The organism is Chitinophaga tropicalis, assembly GCF_009758205.1.
Taxonomy (GTDB): domain Bacteria; phylum Bacteroidota; class Bacteroidia; order Chitinophagales; family Chitinophagaceae; genus Chitinophaga; species Chitinophaga tropicalis.
The window spans coordinates 476953-501858 of record NZ_WRXN01000006.1; the positions used below are offsets into that span (position 1 = coordinate 476953).

The 24906-nt window shown below is 45.2% G+C and carries 18 protein-coding genes; 12 read left to right on the forward strand and 6 right to left on the reverse strand.

Annotated features, from left to right (window positions below; translation table 11 throughout):
- The first annotated feature begins 59 nt into the window (after positions 1-59).
- A complete protein-coding gene (locus GO493_RS16615) occupies positions 60-392 on the forward strand; it encodes a YegP family protein (RefSeq protein WP_157307330.1) in 333 nt (110 codons plus the stop codon).
- A 40-nt stretch (positions 393-432) separates the two neighbouring features.
- Here GO493_RS16615 and GO493_RS16620 read toward each other — a convergent pair whose 3' ends face one another.
- Both GO493_RS16620 and GO493_RS16625 read right to left on the reverse strand, forming a co-directional pair.
- Positions 433-1701, reverse strand: a complete 1269-nt coding sequence (locus GO493_RS16620) for an MFS transporter (RefSeq protein WP_157307331.1) — start codon at positions 1699-1701, stop codon at positions 433-435.
- Between the two features lie 125 nt (positions 1702-1826).
- A complete protein-coding gene (locus GO493_RS16625; RefSeq protein WP_157307332.1) occupies positions 1827-2417 on the reverse strand; it encodes a TetR/AcrR family transcriptional regulator in 591 nt (196 codons plus the stop codon).
- A gap of 556 nt (positions 2418-2973) precedes the next feature.
- Here GO493_RS16625 and GO493_RS16630 point away from each other — a divergent pair.
- The 3 genes from GO493_RS16630 (at position 2974) to GO493_RS16640 (ending at position 8638) form a co-directional block, all read left to right on the forward strand.
- Positions 2974-6258, forward strand: coding sequence for a SusC/RagA family TonB-linked outer membrane protein (locus GO493_RS16630; protein WP_157307333.1), 3285 nt, complete (start codon positions 2974-2976; stop codon positions 6256-6258).
- Positions 6259-6281: 23 nt separating this feature from the next.
- The gene (locus GO493_RS16635) at positions 6282-7958 is read left to right on the forward strand and encodes a RagB/SusD family nutrient uptake outer membrane protein (protein WP_157307334.1); all 1677 of its coding nucleotides are present in this window, start codon (positions 6282-6284) and stop codon (positions 7956-7958) included.
- A 101-nt stretch (positions 7959-8059) separates the two neighbouring features.
- Positions 8060-8638 carry a PhnA domain-containing protein gene (locus tag GO493_RS16640; protein ID WP_157307335.1) on the forward strand — a complete coding sequence of 193 codons (579 nt, stop codon included), beginning with the start codon at positions 8060-8062 and terminating at the stop codon, positions 8636-8638.
- 3 nt (positions 8639-8641) lie between these two features.
- Here GO493_RS16640 and GO493_RS16645 read toward each other — a convergent pair whose 3' ends face one another.
- Complete coding sequence (locus tag GO493_RS16645; protein ID WP_157307336.1) at positions 8642-9634, reverse strand: helix-turn-helix transcriptional regulator; 993 nt, start codon at positions 9632-9634, stop codon at positions 8642-8644.
- A 95-nt stretch (positions 9635-9729) separates the two neighbouring features.
- Between GO493_RS16645 and GO493_RS16650 the strand changes: the two genes are divergently transcribed.
- A complete protein-coding gene (locus GO493_RS16650) occupies positions 9730-11484 on the forward strand; it encodes an ABC transporter ATP-binding protein (protein WP_157307337.1) in 1755 nt (584 codons plus the stop codon).
- A 12-nt stretch (positions 11485-11496) separates the two neighbouring features.
- On the forward strand, positions 11497-13251 hold the full coding sequence (locus GO493_RS16655; protein ID WP_157307338.1) for an ABC transporter ATP-binding protein: 1755 nt from the start codon (positions 11497-11499) through the stop codon (positions 13249-13251).
- A 96-nt stretch (positions 13252-13347) separates the two neighbouring features.
- On the opposite strand, the gene GO493_RS16660 is transcribed toward GO493_RS16655, so the two are convergent.
- Both GO493_RS16660 and GO493_RS16665 read right to left on the reverse strand, forming a co-directional pair.
- On the reverse strand, positions 13348-14145 hold the full coding sequence (locus GO493_RS16660) for an ester cyclase (protein WP_157307339.1): 798 nt from the start codon (positions 14143-14145) through the stop codon (positions 13348-13350).
- A 65-nt stretch (positions 14146-14210) separates the two neighbouring features.
- Complete coding sequence (locus GO493_RS16665; protein ID WP_157307340.1) at positions 14211-14621, reverse strand: hypothetical protein; 411 nt, start codon at positions 14619-14621, stop codon at positions 14211-14213.
- Positions 14622-14722: 101 nt separating this feature from the next.
- Here GO493_RS16665 and GO493_RS16670 point away from each other — a divergent pair, with 101 nt between their 5' ends.
- The 6 genes from GO493_RS16670 (at position 14723) to GO493_RS16695 (ending at position 24439) form a co-directional block, all read left to right on the forward strand.
- A complete protein-coding gene (locus GO493_RS16670) occupies positions 14723-15262 on the forward strand; it encodes a sigma-70 family RNA polymerase sigma factor (protein WP_157307341.1) in 540 nt (179 codons plus the stop codon).
- Positions 15263-15334: 72 nt separating this feature from the next.
- Positions 15335-16327, forward strand: coding sequence for a FecR family protein (locus GO493_RS16675; protein ID WP_157307342.1), 993 nt, complete (start codon positions 15335-15337; stop codon positions 16325-16327).
- Between the two features lie 59 nt (positions 16328-16386).
- A complete protein-coding gene (locus GO493_RS16680; protein WP_157307343.1) occupies positions 16387-19875 on the forward strand; it encodes a SusC/RagA family TonB-linked outer membrane protein in 3489 nt (1162 codons plus the stop codon).
- A 10-nt stretch (positions 19876-19885) separates the two neighbouring features.
- Positions 19886-21403, forward strand: coding sequence for a SusD/RagB family nutrient-binding outer membrane lipoprotein (locus tag GO493_RS16685; RefSeq protein ID WP_157307344.1), 1518 nt, complete (start codon positions 19886-19888; stop codon positions 21401-21403).
- Positions 21404-21427: 24 nt separating this feature from the next.
- A complete protein-coding gene (locus GO493_RS16690) occupies positions 21428-22951 on the forward strand; it encodes a DUF5689 domain-containing protein (protein WP_198315735.1) in 1524 nt (507 codons plus the stop codon).
- Between the two features lie 6 nt (positions 22952-22957).
- A complete protein-coding gene (locus GO493_RS16695) occupies positions 22958-24439 on the forward strand; it encodes a calcineurin-like phosphoesterase C-terminal domain-containing protein (protein WP_157307346.1) in 1482 nt (493 codons plus the stop codon).
- Positions 24440-24477: 38 nt separating this feature from the next.
- Here the strand turns inward: GO493_RS16695 and GO493_RS16700 are convergent, their stop codons facing one another.
- Positions 24478-24894 carry an organic hydroperoxide resistance protein gene (locus tag GO493_RS16700; RefSeq protein ID WP_157307347.1) on the reverse strand — a complete coding sequence of 139 codons (417 nt, stop codon included), beginning with the start codon at positions 24892-24894 and terminating at the stop codon, positions 24478-24480.
- Between the last annotated feature and the right edge of the window lie 12 nt (positions 24895-24906).

The following is a 24906-nucleotide window of genomic DNA, read 5'->3' on the forward strand; positions in this document are numbered from 1 at the left end:
TTCAATAAAATTCAAACGGATACACCACTTATTTTTCCATTATTTAAATACATCACACGATGAGTAAATTCTATGTTACCAAAAGCCCCAACGGCGAATACCGCTTTAAGCTGAAAGCCGGTAATGGAGAGACTATCCTGATCAGTGAAGGATATAATGCAAAGGCAAGTTGCCTGAACGGTATTGAATCCGTTAAAAAGAACGCCCCTCATGAAGATCGTTATGAAAAGAAAGAAGCTAAGAACGGAAATCATTATTTTAACCTGGAAGCCACTAACGGACAGGTAATTGGCACCAGTGAAATGTACAGCAGTACAACTGCCAGAGATAATGGCATTGAGTCTGTCAGAAAGAACGCCCCCGAAGCAGTAGTGCTGGACGAAACGGTGTAAAAAGAAAAAGGCCCCTGCAGATCTGCAGGGGCCTTTTTCTTTACATTTCCGGTATAACATCAACCTTCGGCATAACAGGAGCGGCATTTTTCGCCTTCTCTTTTACAATACTGCTTACTCTTGCCAGTAACAGGATACATATCATAGAAACACCAATGATAACCCAACCCACAGTATCATAGTGTTTAAGCGGACTTGTTTTGGTTTCCTGTACCACTATCATCCCCGCAACCGCAGCCGCAATACCTCCGGCTATTTGCTGAAGTGAAGAGTTGACGCTCATAAAAGCTCCTCTGTCCTGCATTTCAGGCACGCCGGTAATGAGCGCCATAGAAGGGATCATACGCCCTATAAGGCAGATCATCATCAGCACGTTCAGCATAATGATCACCGGTAAAGGATAAGGCGTCAGATGTGTATAAACAGCTACCATGATCATCATAAAGAAGGTAAAGATGATAGCCAGCTGCAGGCGGTCGGTTTTATCACTGAGTTTTCCTACTAACGGCATAACCACCAGGGAAGCAATACCCGATACCATGAACAGTAATGGTAACTGCTGCTGTGTAACATGCAGGTTGTTGATGGCAAATGCGCTGCCAAAAGGCATCATCATAAAACCTCCTATAGAGAACAGCGCAGTGGCAGCAAATCCCGCACGGTAATGCCCTTTTTTTATAGTATGCCACAAATGCTCCAGCGCATTTTTTTTCCTTTGAAAAGCCAGGTGCGCTGTAATAGGCTGCATACCTGTCCAGATAAGGAACATCAGTACCACTGCAATACCCACCACAAGGAAGAAGGGAGCTTCCCATCCCCAGAAATTAGCCAGGTACAGGCCGATAGGAATGCCCAGGACCTGGCTGGCGCCAAATCCCATCTGCGTAAATCCCATTACCCGTCCACGCTGTTCTATGGGAAAAAGGTCTGTAACAATAGCCATGGAAATGGAGCCGATCACGCCGCCAAACAGGCCGGTCACTATCCTGGCTGCCACCAGCATAGGATAGGTAGTAGAGATGGCACAGCAGAGCGTACCTATAATGAAGCCGCCATAGAAGAATACAAAGAGCTTCTTCCTGTCAAAGCGGTCTGCAAAACCTGCAGTGAGCAATCCTGATGTACCTGCACTGAAAGCATAGGCAGATACCACAAGGCCGAATTGTTGTGTGTTAATATCTAATGACTTCATCAGCATATCTCCCAGAGGTGACATGATCATGAAATCCAGTACTACGGAAAACTGGGTTAAGGTCAGTAAAACTATGACCAGTTTCTGATAGGGAGTGAATGGAATGGCGTTTTTCATCATTAGTTGATTTGTTGATAAATTGATCGTTTATTGCATGGTTATGCCTGTGTTGTTTTCACAACAGGCAGTTGGGTAATATATAGATAACGTTGTATTTAACCGGCTGATGGCCGGATGCCGCGCTATTTTTTTAACGCTTTGATTACATAGCTGAAAGTTTCTTTCATGATCTTTTGTGTTAACTTAAATTTCCTTCCTCCAAGACTATACCCATCTTCATTGAATTTTACAAGAGAATATAAAGGAGCGAAAGCGACAGACCAATATACCTCCATAGGCATATCATTTATTTCTCCCCGTTTAATAGCATTTTTGACAAAGCCACCTGCCTTCTTTTTCATTTCTTCACCTATTGCTTCCTGCATTCTTTCTTTATAAGTAGAATGGCGTAGCTGATCAAAGAACCTGGTGCCCCGCTGATTGGCCATAGCATAGCTGGCCCTGTTCTGCCATTGTATCCATAGCCCTTCTTCAAAGTTCATATTCTCATCAAACCCGTCCAGTACAGCACTACACATCTTTAAGCCTTCGCTTATACTTATCTGGTTAATTAATTCATCTTTATCCGGATAATATATGTAGATAGTTGCAGGAGATACACCTACTGCTCTTGCCAGCTTATTGATGCCGAAATTTTCAAGGCCTTCATCAGCGATCATTTCTATCGCCTTTTCATTAATGGCGGAAATTTTTGATTCGTCACGCGGTCTCATATGAATACAAAGATAAGTGAGCGAGCGCTCATTTAAAAATTATTTTTTCAGACCGGATAAAAATGCCCTGCTATCCGATTACTCTTTTAAGTATATTTTTTTAAATCGCTTTCTCCTATTGCCTGGTTTGAAAAAAGCGATTATATTTACACAGACGCTTACTCGATAAGAATACAACTAAATCGAACGCTGAACCAAAATCTAAATGCGAACTGAACTTTTGTGATGGAACAATGACGGCATTGAAGAGAGTGAACCACCTGGTGATTGCTTATGACGCTCACAGATCACATGTATCCTTACAAGTCTTTTACTCTTGATCCTTTGTTTGTAACTACTGATTAGATAATCACTTATCTGGAACGGGAATATGCGTGCCAATTCAGGCGCGTAAAGCATTTAACCACATCTATCTGTACTGTGTCTGAAAGGCATGGGGGGACAATGCCATTTTATTGGTGAACAACAAACAAGCCGGAGAACAGCCGGGAAGCCCATTTTATGGCTAATATAACAATATAACAGACTTACGACAGTCACATTTTAAAGCACATCTATGATAAGACAGAGCCTTCTGCTATGCCTGATGGTATTGCTATGCCATGCATTTACTTGTCCGTTACAGGCACAAACCACTTCAAAAATTACCGGTACCGTTGTTGACGATGCCGGAGACCCTATTCCAGGAGCAACTATTAAGATCAAAGGAGGAGGCGCTACCATCGCAGATGGTACAGGCGCTTTCAGTTTACCTGCAACCAAAGGGAAAGCCCTTATTATCTCTGCGATCGGATTTGAGACCAAAGAGGTTCCAATAGACGGCACCGTTATTAATGTAAAACTGGGCGTTGATAAAAAGATACTTTCCGAGGTAGTGATAACCGGTGTGGGAACAGCCACCAGCAAAAGAAAACTGGGTATTGCAGTAGAGTCCATCACTTCAGATAAACTGACCAGCGGACCATCCACATCTATTGACCAGGCGCTGGTAGGTAAAATACCCGGTGCCCAGATATCTTCTATCAGTGGTAACCCCGGAGACCCTGTCAACATACTGCTGAGAGGTATTAATACTGTGCAGAACGGTACCAAACCTCTCATCATGATGGATGGTGTACAGGTTTCAGCTACAGACTTCAACTCACTTGACCTGAGTAACGTAGAGCGCATAGAAGTAGTGCAGGGCGCAGCTTCAGCAGCATTATACGGTGCACAGGGAGCCAATGGTGTAATACAGATCTTCACCAAAAAAGGAAAGCTGGGAACGATAGCTGTTAATTATAATACCAACTATTCCTTCAACAGCTATATTAACAGTGGCAACGTAAAGAAAGCAGATAAGCATCCTTACCTGACAGATGCAAACAATAATATTGTAGACGCTTCAGGCAACATCCTTACGTACAACGATTATGGTTCCATTGAAGGGATCTCTTATACTTATGGCGGAGCCACCCGTTATGGAGTGCTGGACCCGCGTAACATTGCCAATAAATCTTACAATGCCAACCTGAAGTATTATGATCACTTCAAACAGGTATTCCAGACAGGAAATACCTGGAATAACAACATCAGTTTCTCCGGAGCTTCAGATAAAAGTGATTTTGCAATCTCTGTAGCCAATAACCATACCACCAGCCCGGTGATGAAGAATGGTTACGTAGATCGTTCCAACTTCACCGCCAACCTGGGCACAGAGATATTCAAAGGCTTCAGGATACGTTCCACTACACAGCTGGTATATACAAAGAATACACTAGTGCCCGGATTGGGCGGGGCCGGAGGATATCTTTACGGTAAAGGCAGTAAGACAGGTAATGTAGACGATGTTTTCAGCTTCCTGAATACCTCGCCTTTCTTTGACCTGAAGTATAAAATGGCCGACGGAAATTCCCCTGCATATCAGACCGCCGACTTTCTCAGTATAAACGCCTTCAACCCATATTATGTCAAGCAGTATGTAAGCGGGCTGGATAATAAAATAGACATCGTTCAAAGCTTTAACGCAAATTACCAGGTGAACAAATTCCTGGAACTGGACGCCAAATACGGTATCAACTACAGAACAGAGACTACTACCTGGACCTATAAGAACCAGACACAGAACGCCAATGCTACCTACTATGATTCCTGGGCTTACACCTTCGCCTCTGATCTGACAGGCGAGATAGATAAATGGGATTATAATACCACCTTCCAGAACTTCCTGGGTAGCGCCTACATCAAAACCGACTTTGAAAAAGACTTTGGCCTGAATATCCCTATTCAGACCAGCACACAGATCTCATACGATTACCGTAAGAATAAGTATAAAGAGTATGATATCTACGGCCTGGGCCTGCCCCTGACATCACCCGTCAACCTGGCTACAGCTACAGAAGTACATGTGGCGCCTACTTCTTCTGTCACCAATACCAATGGTAACTATGAAGAAACATTTGTGACCTATGGTTACCTGCTGAACCAGAAAATAGATTTTGGTGATTATGGCGGTATCACCGGTGGTTTCAGAAGTGACTGGTCTTCCGCCTTTGGCAGTGGTTCTTCTCCTTTCACATTCCCTCACGTAGATGGTTATGTACTGCCTTCTTCATTTAATTTCTGGTCAGCAAAAATGGAGGATAGGATACCTTATTTTAAACTGAGAGCAGCATATGGTAAAGCAGGTATACAGCCTGGCCCTTTTGACAGGTATCCTACCCTGAACCAAAGCTCTCTCGGATCTTCACTGGTATACTCTGTACCTGAAACTGCACAGAACTCTGCATTGAAAGTGGAAGTTTCCAAAGAGTTTGAAACCGGTACAGACTTTACCGTAAACCTCAACAAAGGTAAATGGCTGGGCTCTCTGAATGGTTCATTCACCTACTGGAAACGCAAGAGCGAGAATGTGATCTATACGGTAAGTTCTGAGCTTTCTTCAGGTGCCACCGGCATATTGAATAATGCCATCAACATGTCTTCCAAGGGCTACCAGTTCCAGCTGAACCTGCCGGTATATCATTCAAAGAACTTCAATTGGGATTTCACAACCAATTTCAGTCATCAGGCATCCATGATAGACAAGATCAATGGCGGCGCAGATATTATCCTTACTTCGTCGGCAGGCAGTACCGCGCTGGTGCTTACAGCAGGTCAGAAGATAGGACAGATCTATGGCTTAAAGGCGCTTACCGGCAAAGATGCTGTTTATAAAGATGGTACTAAGTACCTGTCTGATGCTGACGCGGGGAAATATGAAGTTGTAAATGGTCACCTGGTAGACACTGCTACAAGAGGTATACAGTTCTCTGCCGAGACCTATGCATTTGGTGATCCTAATCCGAAGTTCAATGCTTCTTTCATCAACTCTTTTTCATTTAAAGACATTGTTTCTCTCTCTTTCCAGTTTGACTGGGTATATGGCAGTCACCTTTACAACCAGACAAAAGAATGGATGTATCGTGACGGTATTCATGGAGACTTTACGAAACCTGTTACCATCAACGGTACTACTGCCGCTTATACAGCGTATTACGGCAGCGCTTATTCCGGCTCCTGGGGCAGCTTGTACGGGCCCGGTAACAATGCCACCAAAGATTATTTTTATGAGGACGCTTCTTTCTTAAGATTAAGGAATATCTCTCTCGGATTTGATCTGGCCAAAGTGATGAACGTTAAACGCTTTAAAAAGCTGCAGGTGGTGTTTACCGGCCGGAATATCCTTACTGTTACCAAATATACCGGATTTGATCCCGAGGTTAGCTCCGGCGCCGTTAACTCTTCATTTGACAGAGGGGTGGACCATAGCACACTGCCGAATATCAAATCTTATATGGTTGGCTTAAATGTAGGGTTCTAATTTTTTATCTCAAAAAGAAGGTCATGAATAACAATAAATATCTGGTAATACTTTTTTGTACACTGCTATTGTCCGGTACAATTGCCTGCAAGAAAGAACTGAATGTAGGAAACCCGAACCTGCCTACTGTTGAAGGAAATGTAAACACAGAATCGGGCCTGGTAGCATTGTCTGTCGGCGCTGTATATGTTAACGGTTTCAAGAATGGCGATGACTGGCTGGGTAACAGTTATTTTTCGCTGCCTTATGGTTATAGCGAGTTGCTGGCAGACGTTGTCGGTGCCCAGGCATCCAACCAGCTGATCAGTACTATCAGTATTCCTGAATATTATGTCCTGGACAACAATACCCAGGTGAATACCTCCCTTTCCAATATTTCCCAGTTACGGGCAAATAACACCCGCGCCCAGACAGGAGCAGGATATAACCCGCTCTATTACCAATGGCTCAACATGTATGCAATGAACAGCGCCTGCAATACGGTATTAAGCCTGATAGACAATATATCTTTCTCCGGCGATGCCACTACCAGGGCCAATACGATTAAGATCTGGTGTTACTGGTGGAAAGGATATGCTTACGCATCTATAGGTTCTATGTATTACTCCGGCCTGATCGTGAATGAGGCAGGAGGAAAAAGCAATCACTATGTAGTGAAAGACTCTGTACTGGCAGAGTCAAACAAATATTTTAACATGGCAGCCAGCCTCCTGCAAACAGGCATTTCAAGTACATCCGATTACCAGGCGGTGCTAACAGAACTGATCCCTTCGTTCTGCCAGGTAGGCAACGGAGGCGTACTTACCACCGCTATGTGGATCAGGAACATTAATACCATGCTGGCCCGCAACTTGCTTGTTAACAAGCTGGCCCCGTTTGTGAACAAAAACCCGAATGCTACTATTGTTAATTCCTCTACTACGCCAATGACAGCGGCCGACTGGAACACTGTGCTTACACTGGCAGGTAACGGTATCCAGAAAGGCGATTATGTGTTTACCGGCAGAAGCGCCGCTGCCAACGGCTTTTTCACCGCTTCAGGAGGTACCGTAGCTTCGCTGACCACAGGAGTGAACACTTCCTCCACCTTCAGGCTGAGCGAACGGTTTGTACAGAATTTCGCAAGCAACGACAAACGCCTGTCTGCTAACTTTAATACTGCCACTACCTACCTCGATGATATCTCTTTTGGTACGCGTTACAGTATTATTGACGGCGGCGGCGGAGATGGCGTGTACATGTATGGCAGTAAAACAGTAGGAGCGTATGAGCTGTTTATTGCAGGCAGCTACGAAGAGAACGCCCTGATGCTGGCAGAAGCTAATATCAGGCTGAATAATACAGATGCAGGCCTTGCCTATATAGATGCTGTGCGTGATTATATGGGCGCCGGAGTAACTGCCGTAGCCGGTACAGGGCTATCTGAAACAGAAGCTTTGAATGAACTTGTAAAAGAAAGAAGAGTAGCCCTGGTTTTCCGTGGTCTGTCTTTCTATGACAGCAGGAGATGGGGCTGGACATATGATGTTACCAATGGTGGAGGAAGCTATGGCAATACCTTCCTTACATCTGCCGGCACTGTAAATACCAATGTGACCATTAATTACGACTTCCTTGATTACTGGGATGTTCCTGCTGATGAATCTGACCTGAACCCGCCGGGTGAAGGCAGCGCTGCAGTTAAGAACCCCAATTTCTAGGACTTCTTACAAAAGGGGGATTTTATGTATGGGCAGAGGGGGATATTCCCCTCTGCCTTTTTTTTAAGTACCTTTGCAGCCTTCATTAATAAAGGATAAACATGAAACTGGAAGAACAACTGTTGAAAAGAAGTGAGCACAAATGTGAATTATGCGGGGCTGAATCTGCATTAAAGCTGTATGAAGTACCTCCTCAATCCGGCAGCGATGCGGATAACTGTATTATGATCTGCAACAAGTGCCTTGCACAGATAGAGAAGAAGGAAGAACTGGACAGCGCTCACTGGAACTGTTTAACTACCAGCATGTGGAGTGAAGTACCTGGTGTTCAGGTCGTATCCTGGCGTATGCTGAACCGCCTGAGAAATGAGAGCTGGGCGGCAGACAGCCTGGACATGATGTACCTGGACGATGAAAAGCTGGCTTGGGCAAAAGCCACCGGCGATCATGAGAACGATGCTACCGTAGACCTTCACCGGGATTGCAACGGAGCCGTGCTGCAAAGCGGAGACGCAGTTGTGCTGATCAAATCGCTCGATGTGAAAGGTTCCACACTGAATGCAAAAATGGGAACAGTTGTAAAGAATATACGCCTTGTGGAAGATAATACAGAACAGATAGAAGGAAAGATAGAGGGACAGGTAATTGTGATCCTCACAAAATATGTAAGGAAGCAGTAAGGCTTACAGGTGTTTCTTTAACATTCCCGGCGGACAGCCGAATTTTTTTCTGAAGGCGCTGCTGAAGTGCTGCACAGACGAAAATCCCAGTTCATCGGCAACGTTCTTGATCGGAATACCTGATAATAATTGTTCTCTTGCGTTGTCCAGCCTGGCATTGTTCAGATAACCAAATACTGTGGTGTTGAACAGTTCTTTAAAACCGCGTTTCAGTTTAAAGCTGTTGGTGCCGGAAATAACAGACAGTTCATCGATAGTAGGAGGAGTGCTCAGGTTGGACAATAAATAATCCCTGGCATAGATAATACGTTCTTTATCACCTGCCGATCTTAACACAGACCGCGTTTCAACCTGCGCAAACGCATCTGCCTGCAGAGACAGCAACTCCATACATTTAGACTGCAGGTAAAGCAATTTCAGCCCGCCCTTATAATTACAGTTCATAATGTCCCTGATACATTGCAGCATAGGGATAGTTGCAGTGCGGTTTTCCACCGCAATACTACCATCCTTCCTTTTACTTACATTCTCCAGGAAGTGTTCCATTGCAGAATTGAGGTCCTTTGCCAGTTCAATGAAATAAGGGGTAGCAAAATGAACTTCAAAGAAGGTATGCGGCACTTCACAATTATAGGTAGCGTCCCCCTCCAGCTCTGTTACATAAGTGATGTTATGTTCATTAGCCCTGAACTGAAATGTATCGCCGGTCAGCCTGTTATATACCGTTCCGCCTCCCTGTAAGGAAAAATGCAGTTCTACCGTATCCGGCATATCGAAATTGAGCATGCGGAAGTGCTGCTGACGCAGGTGCATATCGCCGTACACAATAAAGATATTCTGGAAGAATAATTGCACCATTTCCATATCGCCTGTACCCCAGCTGAATTTCTCGCGTCTTTCTGTTACCAGTGGGGTAGCAGACGTTAACATCTGAAGAGCGCTATGCTCGCTCACCAGTTGCCATTGGCCTTTATTATCGCCTATCATCACTCCCATAAAGAATCCCGATTATGTCAATTTAAATCCCGATAGTATAAAAACTGCCCGGAAGGCAAGTTGCAATTTTGCTTTAACAAATATATCACTTAGAAATGAGCACAGAAAAAGGAACAAAAAAATCGGGTGTGGCCCGTCTGCTGCAGATAGCGGGCAGCCGTAAACGGCTTCTGGTACTCTCTGGTATACTGGCAGTAGTGCACGCACTACTAGCGTTGACGCCCTACCTGCTGATCTATGCTATTATCAGGTCCTTACTGGGCCCCGGGCCGGATATGGCGCTTATTCGTTACTATATTGTCTGGGCAATTGCTTGTGTAACAGGTGCTTATATGCTGCTGTATGCTTCCGGAATGGCTTCTCATGTAGCAGCATTCAATATTCTTTATGAGCTGCGAAAGCAAATGGCCGATAAGCTTGGTAAGTTGCCGCTGGGATTTATTAACAGGAATAATTCAGGCGTTCTGAAAAAAATACTGGCAGACGATATTGAGCGTATTGAAAACTTTATTGCCCATACCATCCCGGACTTTGTAAAATGTGCTGCCATGCCCCTGATCACATTGGGATATCTTTTTACCGTTGACTGGCGGCTGGCACTGGCAAGCTGTGTGCCCATCATACTGGTGGCAGTATCTGTACCGCTAATGTTCAATAAGAAAAAAATGGCCATGCTCACAGATTATCACAATTCCCTGGAACATATGAATGCGGTTGTGGTGGAATACATAAGAGCTATGCCGGTGGTCAGGATATTCGGTCATACAGGAGAAAGTTTTGACCGCTACAGCAATGCAGTATTTCATTTCAGGAAGATGGTAGACGCTTTCATACGCCGTACTTCTGTGGCATACGGTGTATTTAGCAGCTTTGTAAGTAATGCCACCTTGCCGGTACTGGCAGTAGGTCTGTATTTTTATTTCCGCAATGGTCTTGAACTACCTGTACTCTTTCTTTTCCTTATCCTGGGAGTAGGTTATATCCGTCCGTTGTTTGCCCTGCACAACCTGGGAGCCCAGCTGTCTGTGATCAATCACGGCGTAAAACGGTTGGATGAGATACTGTTTGAACATGAACAGGAAACAGGAGGGAATGAGCGGTTGCCAGACGATTTCAGTATCAGGTTTGATAATGTCTCCTTCAGTTATGAAGGGAAAAGGGAGGCGCTTAGCCATGTCAGCTTTAAGGTACTGCAGGGTACAGTAACAGCGCTGGTAGGCCCTTCAGGAGCAGGAAAATCTACCGTCGGACAGCTGATTGCCCGCTTCTGGGACGTGAAGGAAGGACGTATCCTGATAGGAGGGACGGATATACGGCAGATATCCCCTGAAAGGCTGATGGCAGATGTTTCCTTCGTATTCCAGGACAGCTTTATGTTTGGCCAGAGCATATATGAGAACGTACGCATGGGCATGGATAAAACAGAAGAAGAGATCATTGCTGCAGCAAAAGCGGCCCGCTGCCATGATTTTATTGCAGCTCTTCCTCATGGGTACCAGACCCGCTGGGGCAGCAGGGGCGTTCACCTGAGCGGAGGAGAACAACAACGCATACAACTTGCCCGGGCCATTCTTAAGGATGCACCTATCCTGGTACTGGACGAAGCCACCGCTTTTAGTGATCCTGAAAATGAATACCTGATCCGGCAGGCTTTCAGTAAACTTATAGAAAATAAGACCGTTATCGTTATTGCTCACAGGCTGAGCACCATTGTAGATAGTGACCAGATCATTGTAATAGACAAAGGTACTGTAGCCGATATCGGAGAACATGCAGAACTGCTGGACAATTGTGAAGTATACCGGCAGCTGTGGCATGCACATATCCGCGCAAAAGAATTTACTATTTAACCAGGAAAGAAAATGATCAGAAACATCTTTTATATATTCCGTCTGGCGCCGGGCATTGTTTGTAAAAGCTTCCTGCTGGAGCTGTTACTCAGCCTGTTTGTGGCCGTTCCAACCGGCAGCCTTTTACTCATTGTCCGGGAGCTGTTCTCTGCACAGGTGAATGAACATCGTTTATGGGCCTATGTTATTATCATAGCAGTGCTGCTGGTAGTACAGCTGTTGTTTTCCGGCACTACATACGTTACCAGTAACAGGATGACATATACACTTTCCACGCATCTCAGGATGAAGCTGGGAAAGCACCTGCAAAAGCTCTCCATGGGAGCCTATAAACAACGGGATCCGGCAGATCTGGCTTCGGTAGCGCTGCAGGACGTAGCTAATTTTGAGCTCATCTTTGTACATACTATCGGCAATATTATCAGCACCATCTTTTCCACCATCATCATCTCAGTGTTTCTGTTTGTTACAGACTGGCGCCTGGGACTGATATTGCTGGTTGGTCTGCCCCTCAGCTGGGTGGTGGTGAAGATATCCGGGAAGTTCCTGCTCAAAGAAGGTGCAGAACATATACGGGCACGTAATGAAACAGGTGCCAGGTTCCTGGAATACGTACAGGGCATCCGGCATATCAAATCATATGGTCTTACCGGCAAGCGGTTTACTGTGCTTGAAAAGGCTTTTAATGATTTCCGGAAGGCCAGTATCCGCACAGAAGCTATTCCTGGGCCCTTTGTCCTCACAGCAGCCGTAATATTTGAACTATGTTTTCTGTGGATGGCGTATACAGGCATCACTTACTTTACCGGCGGCACACTGACAGTAGCGGCACTTATAACTTTCCTCATCCTGGGATATCGTTTGTACGAACCGCTGAAGCTGGCGCTGGTAGATTATACTATACTCCGGTATATGAATATCAGCCTGGCCCGCATAGTGGATTTGCTGAATACTCCACCGCAGTTGTCCGGCACAGCTGGTACTCCCCGCCAATATGACCTGCAGTTTGACAATGTACATTTCTCCTATATAGAAGGGAAAAAAGTGCTGGACGGCGTATCGTTCCATATACCGGAAAAAAGTATGCTGGCGCTGGTAGGCCCTTCCGGCTCGGGAAAAACCACCATCACCTCCCTGCTGGCACGCTTTCATGACGTGCAGGGCGGCTCAGTAAAAATTGGAGGTACAGATGTCAGGAATATGCAGCCTGAGCAGGTATATAGTCTTATCAGCGAAGTGTTCCAGGAAGTATACCTGTTTGACGATACCATTTATAACAACATCCGTTTTGGCCGTATGGACGCTACAGAAGAAGAAATACTGGACGCAGCAGAAAAGGCGCAGGTGCTTGATTTTGCCTGGGAAATGCCGGGTGGGCTGCAAAGCAGGGTAGGAGAGGGTGGTAACATGCTTTCCGGCGGACAAAAACAGCGGGTCAGTATAGCCAGGGCGCTGTTGAAAAATGCGCCGGTAATATTACTGGATGAAGCAACAGCTTCTCTCGACCCTGAGAACGAGATCTATATACAGAAAGCTATACAGGAACTGGTAAAAGAGAAAACAGTTGTAGTAGTGGCGCATAAGCTGGCTACTATCAGGAATGCTGATGCCATCCTCGTGCTGAATGAAGGGAAAGTGGAGCAATGGGGACGGCACGAAGAGCTGGTAAATTGCCCGGGGCTGTATAAGCGCTTATGGGATATACAGCAGTTAGCCGGGGGCTGGAAAGTAGAGGAAAGAACGCTCTCAGGCAGTATGTCCGTTTGATTTTGTAGCTGGCCACAAGCCGGCTTTACCTCTCTCAAATAACCAGGTTTCTCCAAAGACGAAACCCGGTTATTGAGGCCGGTATACTTCCTTCGTTTAATGTTCCTGCAATTCGGTATATAGCCCTCTATCGGCCGTAATGTTCAGACGTTTGAACATTTCGGCCGCATCAAAACCTTCCTTCTTATATTCAGCTTGTACAGCTTCCCTGGCTTTGTTGAAAGCATCCCTGCTAACCCACTGAGCCACTGTTACAAATACCAGGTTACCATCATTATCTGTATACTCATAGGCAGCATCCTTTATAAACCCGGGTAGCTGTTTAATGAATTTTCTGTTGATGGTCACCCGCTCTCTGAATGCAGCCTGGGCCGCTGCCGGTACAAGGAACTTGTCAATAAAACATACCTTATCCTTAAAAAGAGCAGATTCCATTTCCTGCCGGAAGCCCAGCCTGTCTGGTACTACTTCAGAATGGACGATCCTGCCGTTTTTCAACAGGTAAGTGGTCGCTCCCCTGTTGGTTATCTGCTTGCCGGTGGCCGGAAACTCCTGGAACTGCCCCCTGTGAGTACCTCTCCATTCCCATTGCGCTATTACCCTGTCATCTTCTGCGGTTAATGATATCACTTCCCAGCTGATGTCGGGAAAGCCCGCCAGCAGGGGAAGCACTGCTCCCTCAAAGCCTTTCGGTCCTTTAGCCCCGTTTACGCTGGTATATTCTTCAGAGACGATATCATTTAATACTGTCATATTCCTTTTGTTCAGTACTTCTTCGTACAACCTGTTTACAACTGTCTTATTCATTTTAATTGTTTTGTTTTCAGAGATGGGTTGTGCATGAGCTATGCTATTAACAAGCATAGACACCAGCAGCAGAAATGTGTTTTTCATTTATTTGTTTTTACAAAGGTACCAGGGGCTGGAAAGGTAGAATTGTAAAAAATCATTGATTAGGGTTATTGTATGAAAACGTCATCTCTTGTCAGGTCATAGAATAAATTCTGTAGCTGATGCAAGTGCAGCAATGGCCGGCCATAAGGCACCATACCAGAGGCAGAGGGGGCCAGCGGCTGAAATCCGTTGGCAGTGTGCCTGATGTAAATGCTGTTTGTACGGTTATATTTATAGGAATAGATATTAATATCTTCCCCGTATTCTTTGTCGCCCGGCAGAAATCCAAATTCCAGCAGATGCTCTGTTTCCAGTATACAGGGATGTACTTTATCAAAAGGAAGTTTGCTTTTGGGAAGGGTCGAGTTATAAACATGACCTGCCAGTATACCTTCTATGCGGAAGGTGGTTTCTATCATGTTATAATCGTAATACCATACGATGTTACCAATACGCACGTCTGTTTCTTCGATCATGGTATGATCCGGTTTAAATTCTTACCCTAAACTTAATGATAAGTTAACACAAAATTTACATTGTGCATCTACTTTAGCGCCCTTGAACAGGTAAAATAAAAATGCGAATCAACACCACATATAGTGCGATGTATTTTGACCGGCTATTTAAGGAAACCTATCCCAATACGGTAGCCTACCTGGAAAAGATAAGCAATAATAAAGAACTGTCAAGAGACCTGGCCCAGGAAGCCTACCTGAAAGTATGGCAGAAGCTGGACCTGCTTCCTGAAACCCCTGAAGAAAAACAACGTTATATACTGATCATAGCCCGCAACTGTTTCCTTGATCATCTTAAACTGGCTCTGAAAGAAAAGAAGCAACATGATGCCTATACAGTTGTTTACCTGGGCGCCAGCCAACCACAATCTGCCGCGCTTAACCAGATGGAAGTAAAAGAACAGCAGCAGATCATAGATCACACCATTAATACTCACGAAGAAACAGCCCGCCGTTATTACCTGCTTAACAGGGAAGAAGGATTTACCTACAAAGAGATAGCCCTTATGGAAGGAGTATCTGAAAAAACAGTAGAACGTTATATAGGACGTGTACTCCGTTCCCTCCGCGCCAGCATTGCCAGCATATTCTTTATCTGGTAACAATTCCTTAACCTGCTTTCCTGACGGTAGCCATTCCGTTTTATTGTTCTTATAATAAACACTATCACCTAAATGGATCTACAGGGTATCAGGAAACAACTGGATGATTTTGCAGCAGGTAAGCTGACTCCTTCAGAAAAAGAAGACTTGCAACAGGCATTGGCCGCTTTAACTGAGGAAGAACGCCTGGAACTGTTTCCTGTAGATGATTATTTACAACAAGGAAAATTTGAATTGCCGGAAGATGAAGTAACAGCCGCAATGGAACGCGTAAGGACGGCAACAGGTTATTCCGGTAAGCGCACAGTACTCTCTCAATGGAAGAAGATAAGCCAGTATGCCGCCATGTTTATCCTGGTTTCAGGCAGCCTGTTCTTTTTATGGAAGAATGGCTTTATAGCCGGCAATAAAAAAAACGTGCAGGTGGCCAAACGTTACCATACCATGCGTGTACCGGACGGCAATCATGGTACACTATTACTCCCCGATGGAACACGTATTACTGTTAATGGTGGCAGTGAATTATCATTTCCGGAAGAATTTGAAGGAAGCGAACGTATTGTTTACCTAAAAGAAGGGGAAGCATATTTTGAAATAGCACAGGATGCAGAACATCCGTTTATTGTAAACACACAGCAACTGAAAGTACAGGTACTGGGAACATCTTTTTCCATCAGGGATTATAACAATGAGAAAAAGGCTTCAGTATTTGTAAACAGTGGCAGGATAGCAGTTACCGCCGGAACATCATTGGAGCTTATTGCCGGCACAGGGTCAATATTAGATAAGGATAAAGGGACAATTATAAAAGAGGAAACAGACATCAGCAATGTTGCAGCCTGGATAAGAGGAGAGTGTATCTTCCAGGATGCCGGCTTACAGGAAGTATTACAGGTCTTACAGCATAAATATGCCATACAATTTGAAGTAAAAGATCCGGAACTATTGAAACACAGGTTTACAGCTACATTCAGGAACAACAGTATTCAGTCTGTCATGCAGCAATTGAAACTAATGAGTAACATCAGTTATACGATCACTGATAACCATATTATTATACAATAAAAAAAGCACCCTGCGGGAACAGGGTGCCCAAATTCAGTACGAGCTAAATTTTTAAATGAATGAACAAATGTACAAAAAAGCGGGGAGGCCCGCTCGGAATCTGCTACCCGCAACTGAAGGGTATGGCAAGGCTGGCAGCACTATTACTGCTATTCCTTTTCTGGGCGTTCAGGCCATCCGTATATGCGCAGACAGCGGAGTCAGGACTGGATATTACATTGGATAAACAACCGCTTAAAAATGTGTTCATCTTTATCCAGAAGAACACAAAGTATGTCGTGAATTATAGTGGAGATAATGTGAACAGTAATATAAAGGTATCTCTCAACATGAAGAATGCCACCGTTCCTGAAATACTGAGAACTGCATTACGGGGAACCGGGTACGAAGCTATTCGCAGCGGTAATTCATTTGTGGTAAGAGCTATACCGGAAGATATCGTTATCCGTGGTAAGGTGACAGACGAAAAAGGAGAAGCCCTGATAGGAGTGAACGTACGCTCAAAGAACGGCACCAAAGGCACTATCACCAATATGAGCGGTAATTATATGATTACAGTGCCGGCAGGTAGTTCGCTGGTTTTCTCTTTTGTGGGATACAGCATCAGGGAAATACCGGTAAGAGAAACACAGAACCTGGACGTACAGCTGTTAACAGATATGAAGGCGCTGAACGAAGTGGTGATAACTACCCCACTGGGTATTCAACGTAAAGAAAAAGCATTGGGATATGCCACTACCGTTGTTAAAGGAGAAGACCTGACAGAAGCAATGTCTGCCAACTGGACAGACGCTTTATCCGGTAAAGTGGCTGGCCTGAGCCTGGTGAGGTCAAATGCGGGTCCTACCGGTTCCAACAAGATCATTCTTCGTGGAGAGAATAACCTGAACGGCGACAATGAAGCGCTGATAGTAGTGGACGGTGTGGTGATAAATCAGAGTAGTGGCCGCCGTAACGGTATTGATGGAGAATCGGCCTATGGCACAAGCAGTGATAATATGCCGGCCGACTATGGCAGTGGTCTGAATGATATCAACCCTGAAGATATTGAATCAGTTACTATACTCAAAGGTCCCGGTGCATCTGCCCTTTACGGACAGCGTGGCGCTAATGGCGCCGTGATCATCACAACAAAATCCGGCAGATCAAGAAAAAAAGGCCTGGGCGTTACCTGGAATTCCAACACATCCCTGGAACAGGTGAATCGCTGGCCTGATCTGCAATATACATATGGACAGGGCCTCGACGGTGCAGATTATTATTCATACGGCACTTCTCCTGATGGCGCCAGCACCAGCGGTACCAGTTCTGCATACGGGCCTAAGTTTGACGGACAAATGTTCTATCAGTATGATCCTGTTACACAAACAAGGGGAACAGAAAGAACACCCTGGGTGCCTTACCGCAACCAGATACAGAAGTTCTTCCAGACCGGCCAGACCTTCAATAACAGCATCAGCATAGATGGTGGTACTGATAAGACCAGCGCACGTTTCTCATTCACCAACGTATCTAACAAGTGGATCATTCCCAATACCGGATACAAGCGCAACACCGTATCCATGTCTGTTAATTCAAAGGTGACAGATAAACTGCAGATATCCTCCAAAGTAAACTATACTAATAAGTCTAGCGATAACCTGCCTGGTTCAGGATATGGTAACCAGTCGCTCATGTACTGGTACATTTTCTGGCAACCCAATGCTAACCTGGACTGGTTAAGGGATTACTGGGTAAAGGGAAGAGAAAATCAGGCTATTAAATATCCTTACAGCTCTTATCCCGAAAACCCTTATGCAGTAGCTTATCAGTTTATCAACGAATCTAACCGCAACGGTATTACAGGTAATATCCAGGCTACCTACAACTTTACAAAGGAATTAAGCCTGATGGTAAGGACCTCTATAGACTTCTCATACGAACAGCGTGCACAGAAACGACCTTATGATGCTGGTGCGAAGTTCCCTAAAGGCAGCTACCGTACGCAGAACATCTTTGCTATGGAAGCCAGCAGCGATTTCCTGCTGAAGTACGCCAAACAGGTATCGCCTGATTTTGAATTTTCTGTAACAGCAGGTGGAAGCGCTTTAAGGAACAGGTATAACAGAGATGAGACCCGTGCAGACTCCCTGACCTTCCCTGGTATCTATACCCTGGCCAACGCTGCTGGTCCGCTGGTAACCATGCCTTTCCGCAGCAGGTATGCTATCAACAGTTTCTATGGTATTCTTGCCGCCAGCTATAAAGAATTTCTTTTTGCAGATATGACTGCCCGCCAGGACTGGACAAGCACACTTGCCACTCCTGAACGTACTACCAATGCCGGTTTCTTTTATCCTTCACTTAACCTGAGCTTCATTGCTTCAGAAGTATTTGAGCTGCCTAAAGCATTCAGCTACGCCAAGCTGAGATTCTCTGCATCCAGTGTAGGTAGCGGGGGTACTACCTCTTATCTCACAGCATATAACTATGTAACTGCAGGTAGCCTGTACCAGGGCGGACTTGAAAACCCCGGACTATTAGCCAATCCTGATCTGAAGCCGCTGAGGACTATCACATATGAGACAGGTGCTAACGTGAAAATGTTCAATAACCGCCTGGGCTTTGACCTGGCTATTTACAGGGGCAATACAAAAGACCAGCACTTAAGACGTATAGTAGACCGCGCTTCCGGTTATACACAGGTGCTGATCAATGCCGGTGAAGTGAGCAACAAAGGACTGGAACTGGCCATCAATGCAACTCCGGTCGAAATTAAGAAAGGCCTTAAATGGAATACCAACATCGTATTCTCTACTAATAGCAACAGGATAGAAAGACTGGCAGACAGCTCTGTTGTGTTGCAAACAGGTTATGTAGGAGGCGGACAGGTAGTAGCGAAAGTAGGCGGCAGTATGGGTGATCTGTATGGAAGAGGATACCAGCGCGCCCCTGACGGCCAGGTGATCTATGATTCCAAGACCGGTTTTGCCCTGCTCACAGAAGACGTTAAATTTCTCGGTAATACTATTCCCAAATGGAAGCTGGGATTTAGTAATGACTTCCAGTACAAACAATTTAACCTGCACCTGTTATTCGATGCCCAGTACGGCGGTATAGCACACTCACTCACTCACTACAAAATGGCTGAACAGGGAAAACTGGCCAAGACCTTACCAGGCCGCTACAGCGGTATCATTGGTAATGGTGTGGTGGCAGAAGGAGATGGTAAATACAGGAAGAATGATGTAATAGCTACTGATATTGATGAATATTACCGTTCACACTACGGTGCTGACAATGCAGAAGGCAGCATTTTCAGCACAGACTTTATCAAATTCAGGGAAGCCCGCCTGGACTATACCCTCAATCCTGCCATGACCAAAAGACTGGGCCTGCAACGTGCTACCGTAGGGGTATATGGCCGCGACCTGTTCATCTGGTCAAAATGGCCAATGTTTGATCCTGAGTTTGGTACGCTGACCGGAACAGACATCATACGGGGCTTTGAGGTAGGACAGTTCCCATCTACCCGTACTTTCGGATTTAACCTGGTAATCGGACTTTAATTTTCAGATAATGAAACAGATCATATATAGAATAACCGGTATTGCCCTCCTGTGCAGTATGCTGTTCTCTTCCTGCACAAAGGATTTCAAGGAAACCAATACTGATCCCAACGGAACGCCTACCGCTCTGCCACAGCAATTGCTGGCGCCGGCACTGGTAAGCACCATGACCTACAACATGCTGCGTAACCGCAACTTCAATAATGAACTGATGCAGATAACAGTAGATATGAGTGATGCAGAAGGAAAGGTGTTCAGGTATGACTATCGCGCTACCTGGGCAGATTATCTCTACAACGGATGGTATTCCGAGCTGACCAACTTCAAGGACATCTACAAGGCTGCCAGCCAGGAACTGACATATAATCCATCATACATGGGAATCTCACTGATCTGTCAGTCCTGGATCTATTCCATGCTGACAGACACCTACGGAGATGTACCTTATTTCCAGTCTAACCTTGCTAAAGACAGCGGTATCTATGAACCCGCTTTTGATGCACAGAAAGATATCTATATGGATATCTTTAAAAAACTGGAAGAGGCAAATACGTTGCTAAGCACCGGCACTGGTATCAATGCCTCCAGCGATCCTGTTTACTATGGCAACGTGGCTCGTTGGCGTAAATTCGGTAACTCTCTGTATTTAAGACTGCTGCTCAGGCTTTCCGGGAAAGCGGAAGTAGCTGATAGCTGTATAGCGAAGATCAAGGAGATCGTTGATCTGAAAGCATCTTCTTATCCTGTCATTGCAAGTAACGATGAATCTGCCATCTTAAGGTGGACTGGTTCCGGACCTTATACATCGCCTTATTCGAGCAACGTCAGGGAACAGGACTTCAGATCTCCCGGTCTTGGCAGTTTCTTTATTGATAATCTTTCTGACTGGAATGATCCCCGGATTGACATTCCAACCTATGGAACAAACAATATCAACAGGTGGGGTATAGCTCCATACTCTGGCAGGTTCGAAGGTATTCCAAGTGGTTATTCTCCCGGAGAGAATCCTGTTAAAAAGGCCTATTTCTATTCCAATACCTCTACTACTTCCCTGCAGACAGAGCCTTTGGCCGGTATGATCATGAACTATGCTGAAGTGAAATTTATCCTGGCAGAAGCTGCTGCAAAGGGATGGATCAATGGTTCTGCTGAAACTTTCTATAACGATGGTGCATTGAACAGTATCACCCTCTGGCTACCTGCCTGGTCTGTGCCTATCACCACTTACCTGACCGCTGCCGATATCCAGTGGATAGAAAGCGCTACGCTGGAAGAGAAGATGGAAAGGATACATCTGCAGAAATACTATGCCCTGTTCCTGGTAGACCTGCAGCAATGGTTTGAATACAGGCGTACCGGTCACCCGTCACTGCCTCATGGCTCAGGCTTAAGAAATAACGGGGTAATGCCTGCAAGAATGACTTACCCGGTATATGTACAATCCACCAATCCTACCAATTACAGGATTGCAGTAAACAACCAGGGCCCTGATGTGATCTCCACACAGGTATGGTGGCAGAAACCGTAAAAGTTAAACATGAAAAATTCTGAAATGAAAAAGCTCATAATATATTCAGTCTTTTTACCGGCATTACTCGTATTCTGGGGATGTAAGAAGGATAATTATCCCGGTGCACAAATAAGTCCTTACATAGCCATTTTTGATATCAGAGCCCTGTATAAAGGAAGCGAAGTGACCCTTACTACAGGTAACATGGATGGTTCTCACAGCATTGCTGCCATGGTGGTATCCGATCATTCAGGCGGTAACCTGCCTGCTGGTCTGTTGATTGTACAGGACAGCCGCCGTTTATCGCAGCTCAGGGGTATTGCTGTTCCGCTGGGAGATGCTGCGAATGATTTTGTGCCGGGAGATTCTGTGATCATCAATGTGGAAGGCGCAAAACTGAACAGGGTGAACGGTTTGCTGGAGCTTGTCGGTATCACTACAGATCGTATTACCAAAGTATCTTCAGGTAATCCTATTCCTATTAACCGCGTAGCCACCAATCTTATACTGTCTGATCCGGAAGCATATGAAAGTACATTGTCTGTGGTCGTGAAAGGGGGATTTAACCCGTTGCCCGTAGCGGGAGATGTACTGGCAGGCGATAAGAACCTCAATGACGGGTTTGGAGATCTTACCTTACATACAGAAGCCACTGCTGCCTTTGCACAACAACCGCTTTCTGTAAGTGCTAATTACTATGGCATTGTTTTTAACTCCATCGGTAAAGAAGGGCAACTGATCCCTCAGTTACGGGTACGCACATCCAAAGACGTAGTAGAGCTGAGCGCTGTTATAGAGATTGCACCTGTACTTATCACCGGATTTATGAGTGATGTAAAAGGTGGCGATGGTAACTATGAATATATACAGCTGTTGGCTACCACAGATATTGACTTTGCTGCTACCCCTTATGCAGTAGTAGTGACCAACAACGCCAATGCGTCCACTCCTACAGGATTTCCTGCACAAGGTTGGGCTACCGGCGGTATGCGTACCTATAAATTCAATCTCTACCAGGGTAAAGCAGCGAAAGGCACTTTCTTCTATGTAGGTGGCGCCGGTAAAATGATAAACGGAAGCAGCTCTACCAGCATGGCCTCTTCAAACTGGATCAGGGCCTTTAACTATACTACTTCTGACGGAGACGGATTCGGCACCAAAACAGGCGGTTTGTTTGCCAACAGCGGTAATGCCTCTGGTATAGCCGTATTTAAAGACTCGGTAGTAGCTGTCAATTCCAAACCTGTAGACGTGATCTTTATTGCTACCGGTGGTAGTTTGTATACTGCTGGTCCGCCGGAAAAAGGCTACCGTATCACCAATACAGACTTCTACGATGTAAAGAATCCTATTACACTGGAAGACCAGCAATATTACAGAAGCGGTATCAATACCCTCAGCTTTGTATACAATACTGCAGACCTGGGATACTTTAACATGCTGGGCGGTAAATATAATGCCTCCCTGGGAAAATGGATGAAGGCCAGAAGCCAGAACAACGTATTACTTACCAAAGAATCTGCGCTTAGCGAAATAGAAGGAGAAGGCGCAACAATACTACAATAAACAGCTATGCTTAACAGAAGAAAATTTTTGAGGAACATTGGTCTGACAGGATCATTGCTGACAGTACCTGGGGCTATCCTGAACGCCAGGCCATTATTCAGAAAAACAAGAATAGACCTTTCCGGTGTTACCCTGAAAGGAAAAGTACAGAGCCAGGGAAAAGGAATAGCGGGTGTAGCCGTGACCGATGGTATTAACATCACGCAAACAGACAGGAATGGGCAGTATGAATTGCTTAGCAATGGTACTGCAGAGTTTGTGTATATCAGTGTACCGGCAGGATATGCTTTCCCTGAGCACAAGGGGATAACAGAATTCTACAAGGCTATTCCCAAAGACAGCAGCTCATTCAAACATGATTTCAACCTGGAAAAGCTGAAGGTGGATGACCGCAAACATAACTTTGTGGTATGGGCCGATACACAGATGAGGTCAAAACAGGACTGTGAATTGCTGCTGAGCCAGTCCGTTCCTGACTTGCAGGCGGTGATAAAGTCCTATCCCAAGGATACGCTGATACATGGCATTGGCTGCGGAGACCTGGTATGGGACCACTTTGAATTGTTTGAAGATTACAAAAAGGCAGTTGAGTTATCAGGTATTCCTTTCTATAATGTGATAGGCAATCACGATATGGATACTGACGCCCGCACTGATGACGGATCTGCCAGAACTTTCAAACAGCAGTTCGGTCCTACCTATTATTCCTTTAACAGGGGAGAGATACACTATATCACATTGGATGATGTGTTTTTTGTTGGCGCAGCCAAAAAGTATATAGGCTACATCACAGAAAACCAGCTACAATGGCTGGAACAGGACCTGGCGCTGGTAAAACCCGGTTCTACTATTGTATTGAGCCTGCATATTCCTACCTACACCGGTACTGCACGCAGGGCTAAGGAAGAAATAGGTGGTGGCGCTGTGGTTAACAGGGAGCAACTATATAAAATGCTGGCTCCTTACAAGGTGCATATCATGAGCGGCCATACCCATTTCAATGATAACTGGGAAAAGGATGGCATCATGGAACATAATCATGGCACGGTTTGCGGCGCATGGTGGACAGGGCCTATCTGTGGGGATGGTACACCAGGTGGTTATGGGGTGTATGAAGTAGACGGCGCTGAGATCAAATGGTATTATAAATCTACTGGTTTAGATAAAGATAAACAGCTGAGGATCTATCCCAAAGGTAAAGTGGCGGAATCTCCTGAAGAGATTGCGGTAAACGTATGGAACTGGGATAGCAAATGGAAAGTAGAATGGTATGAGGATGGTATATTGAAAGGTCCGATGGAACAACGGACAGCTTATGACCCATGGGCAGTGGAACTATATTTAGGGCCACAGTTGCCTAAGAAACATAAGTTTGTAGAGCCAACATTAAATGACCATATGTTCTTTGCAAAACCATCTGCCCAGGCAACGAAGATCACGGTGAAAGCGACAGACAGGTTTGGGAATGTCTATGAAGAATCGATTTAAGTGAAAGAGGCCGCATCAATCTGATGCGGCCTTGTTATTTATTTGATCACCAGTTTGACGTCAATGTTACCCCTTGTGGCATTAGAATAAGGACATACCTGGTGAGCTTTGTTAACCAATGCCTCAGCCTGTACCTTATCCAGCTCTGGTATCTCCACTTCCAGTGTAACTGCAAGGCCATAACCGCCATTATCCAGTTTACCGATACTCACTGAAGCTGTTACTGCTGTAGTACCTGTCTGTACTTTTTCCAGTCTTGCTACATGATTCAGTGCACTGTCAAAACAGGCTGCATATCCCGCAGCAAACATCGTTTCCGGGTTCAGATAGCTCCCTGCAGGGCCTCCCATTTCCTTAGGCACCCTTACATCTGCGTCCAGTGCTCCATCAAAAGATTTTACATGCCCGTTCCGGCCTCCTGTTGCTATAGCTTGCGCCGTATAAATTGTTTCCATATATCTGAATTT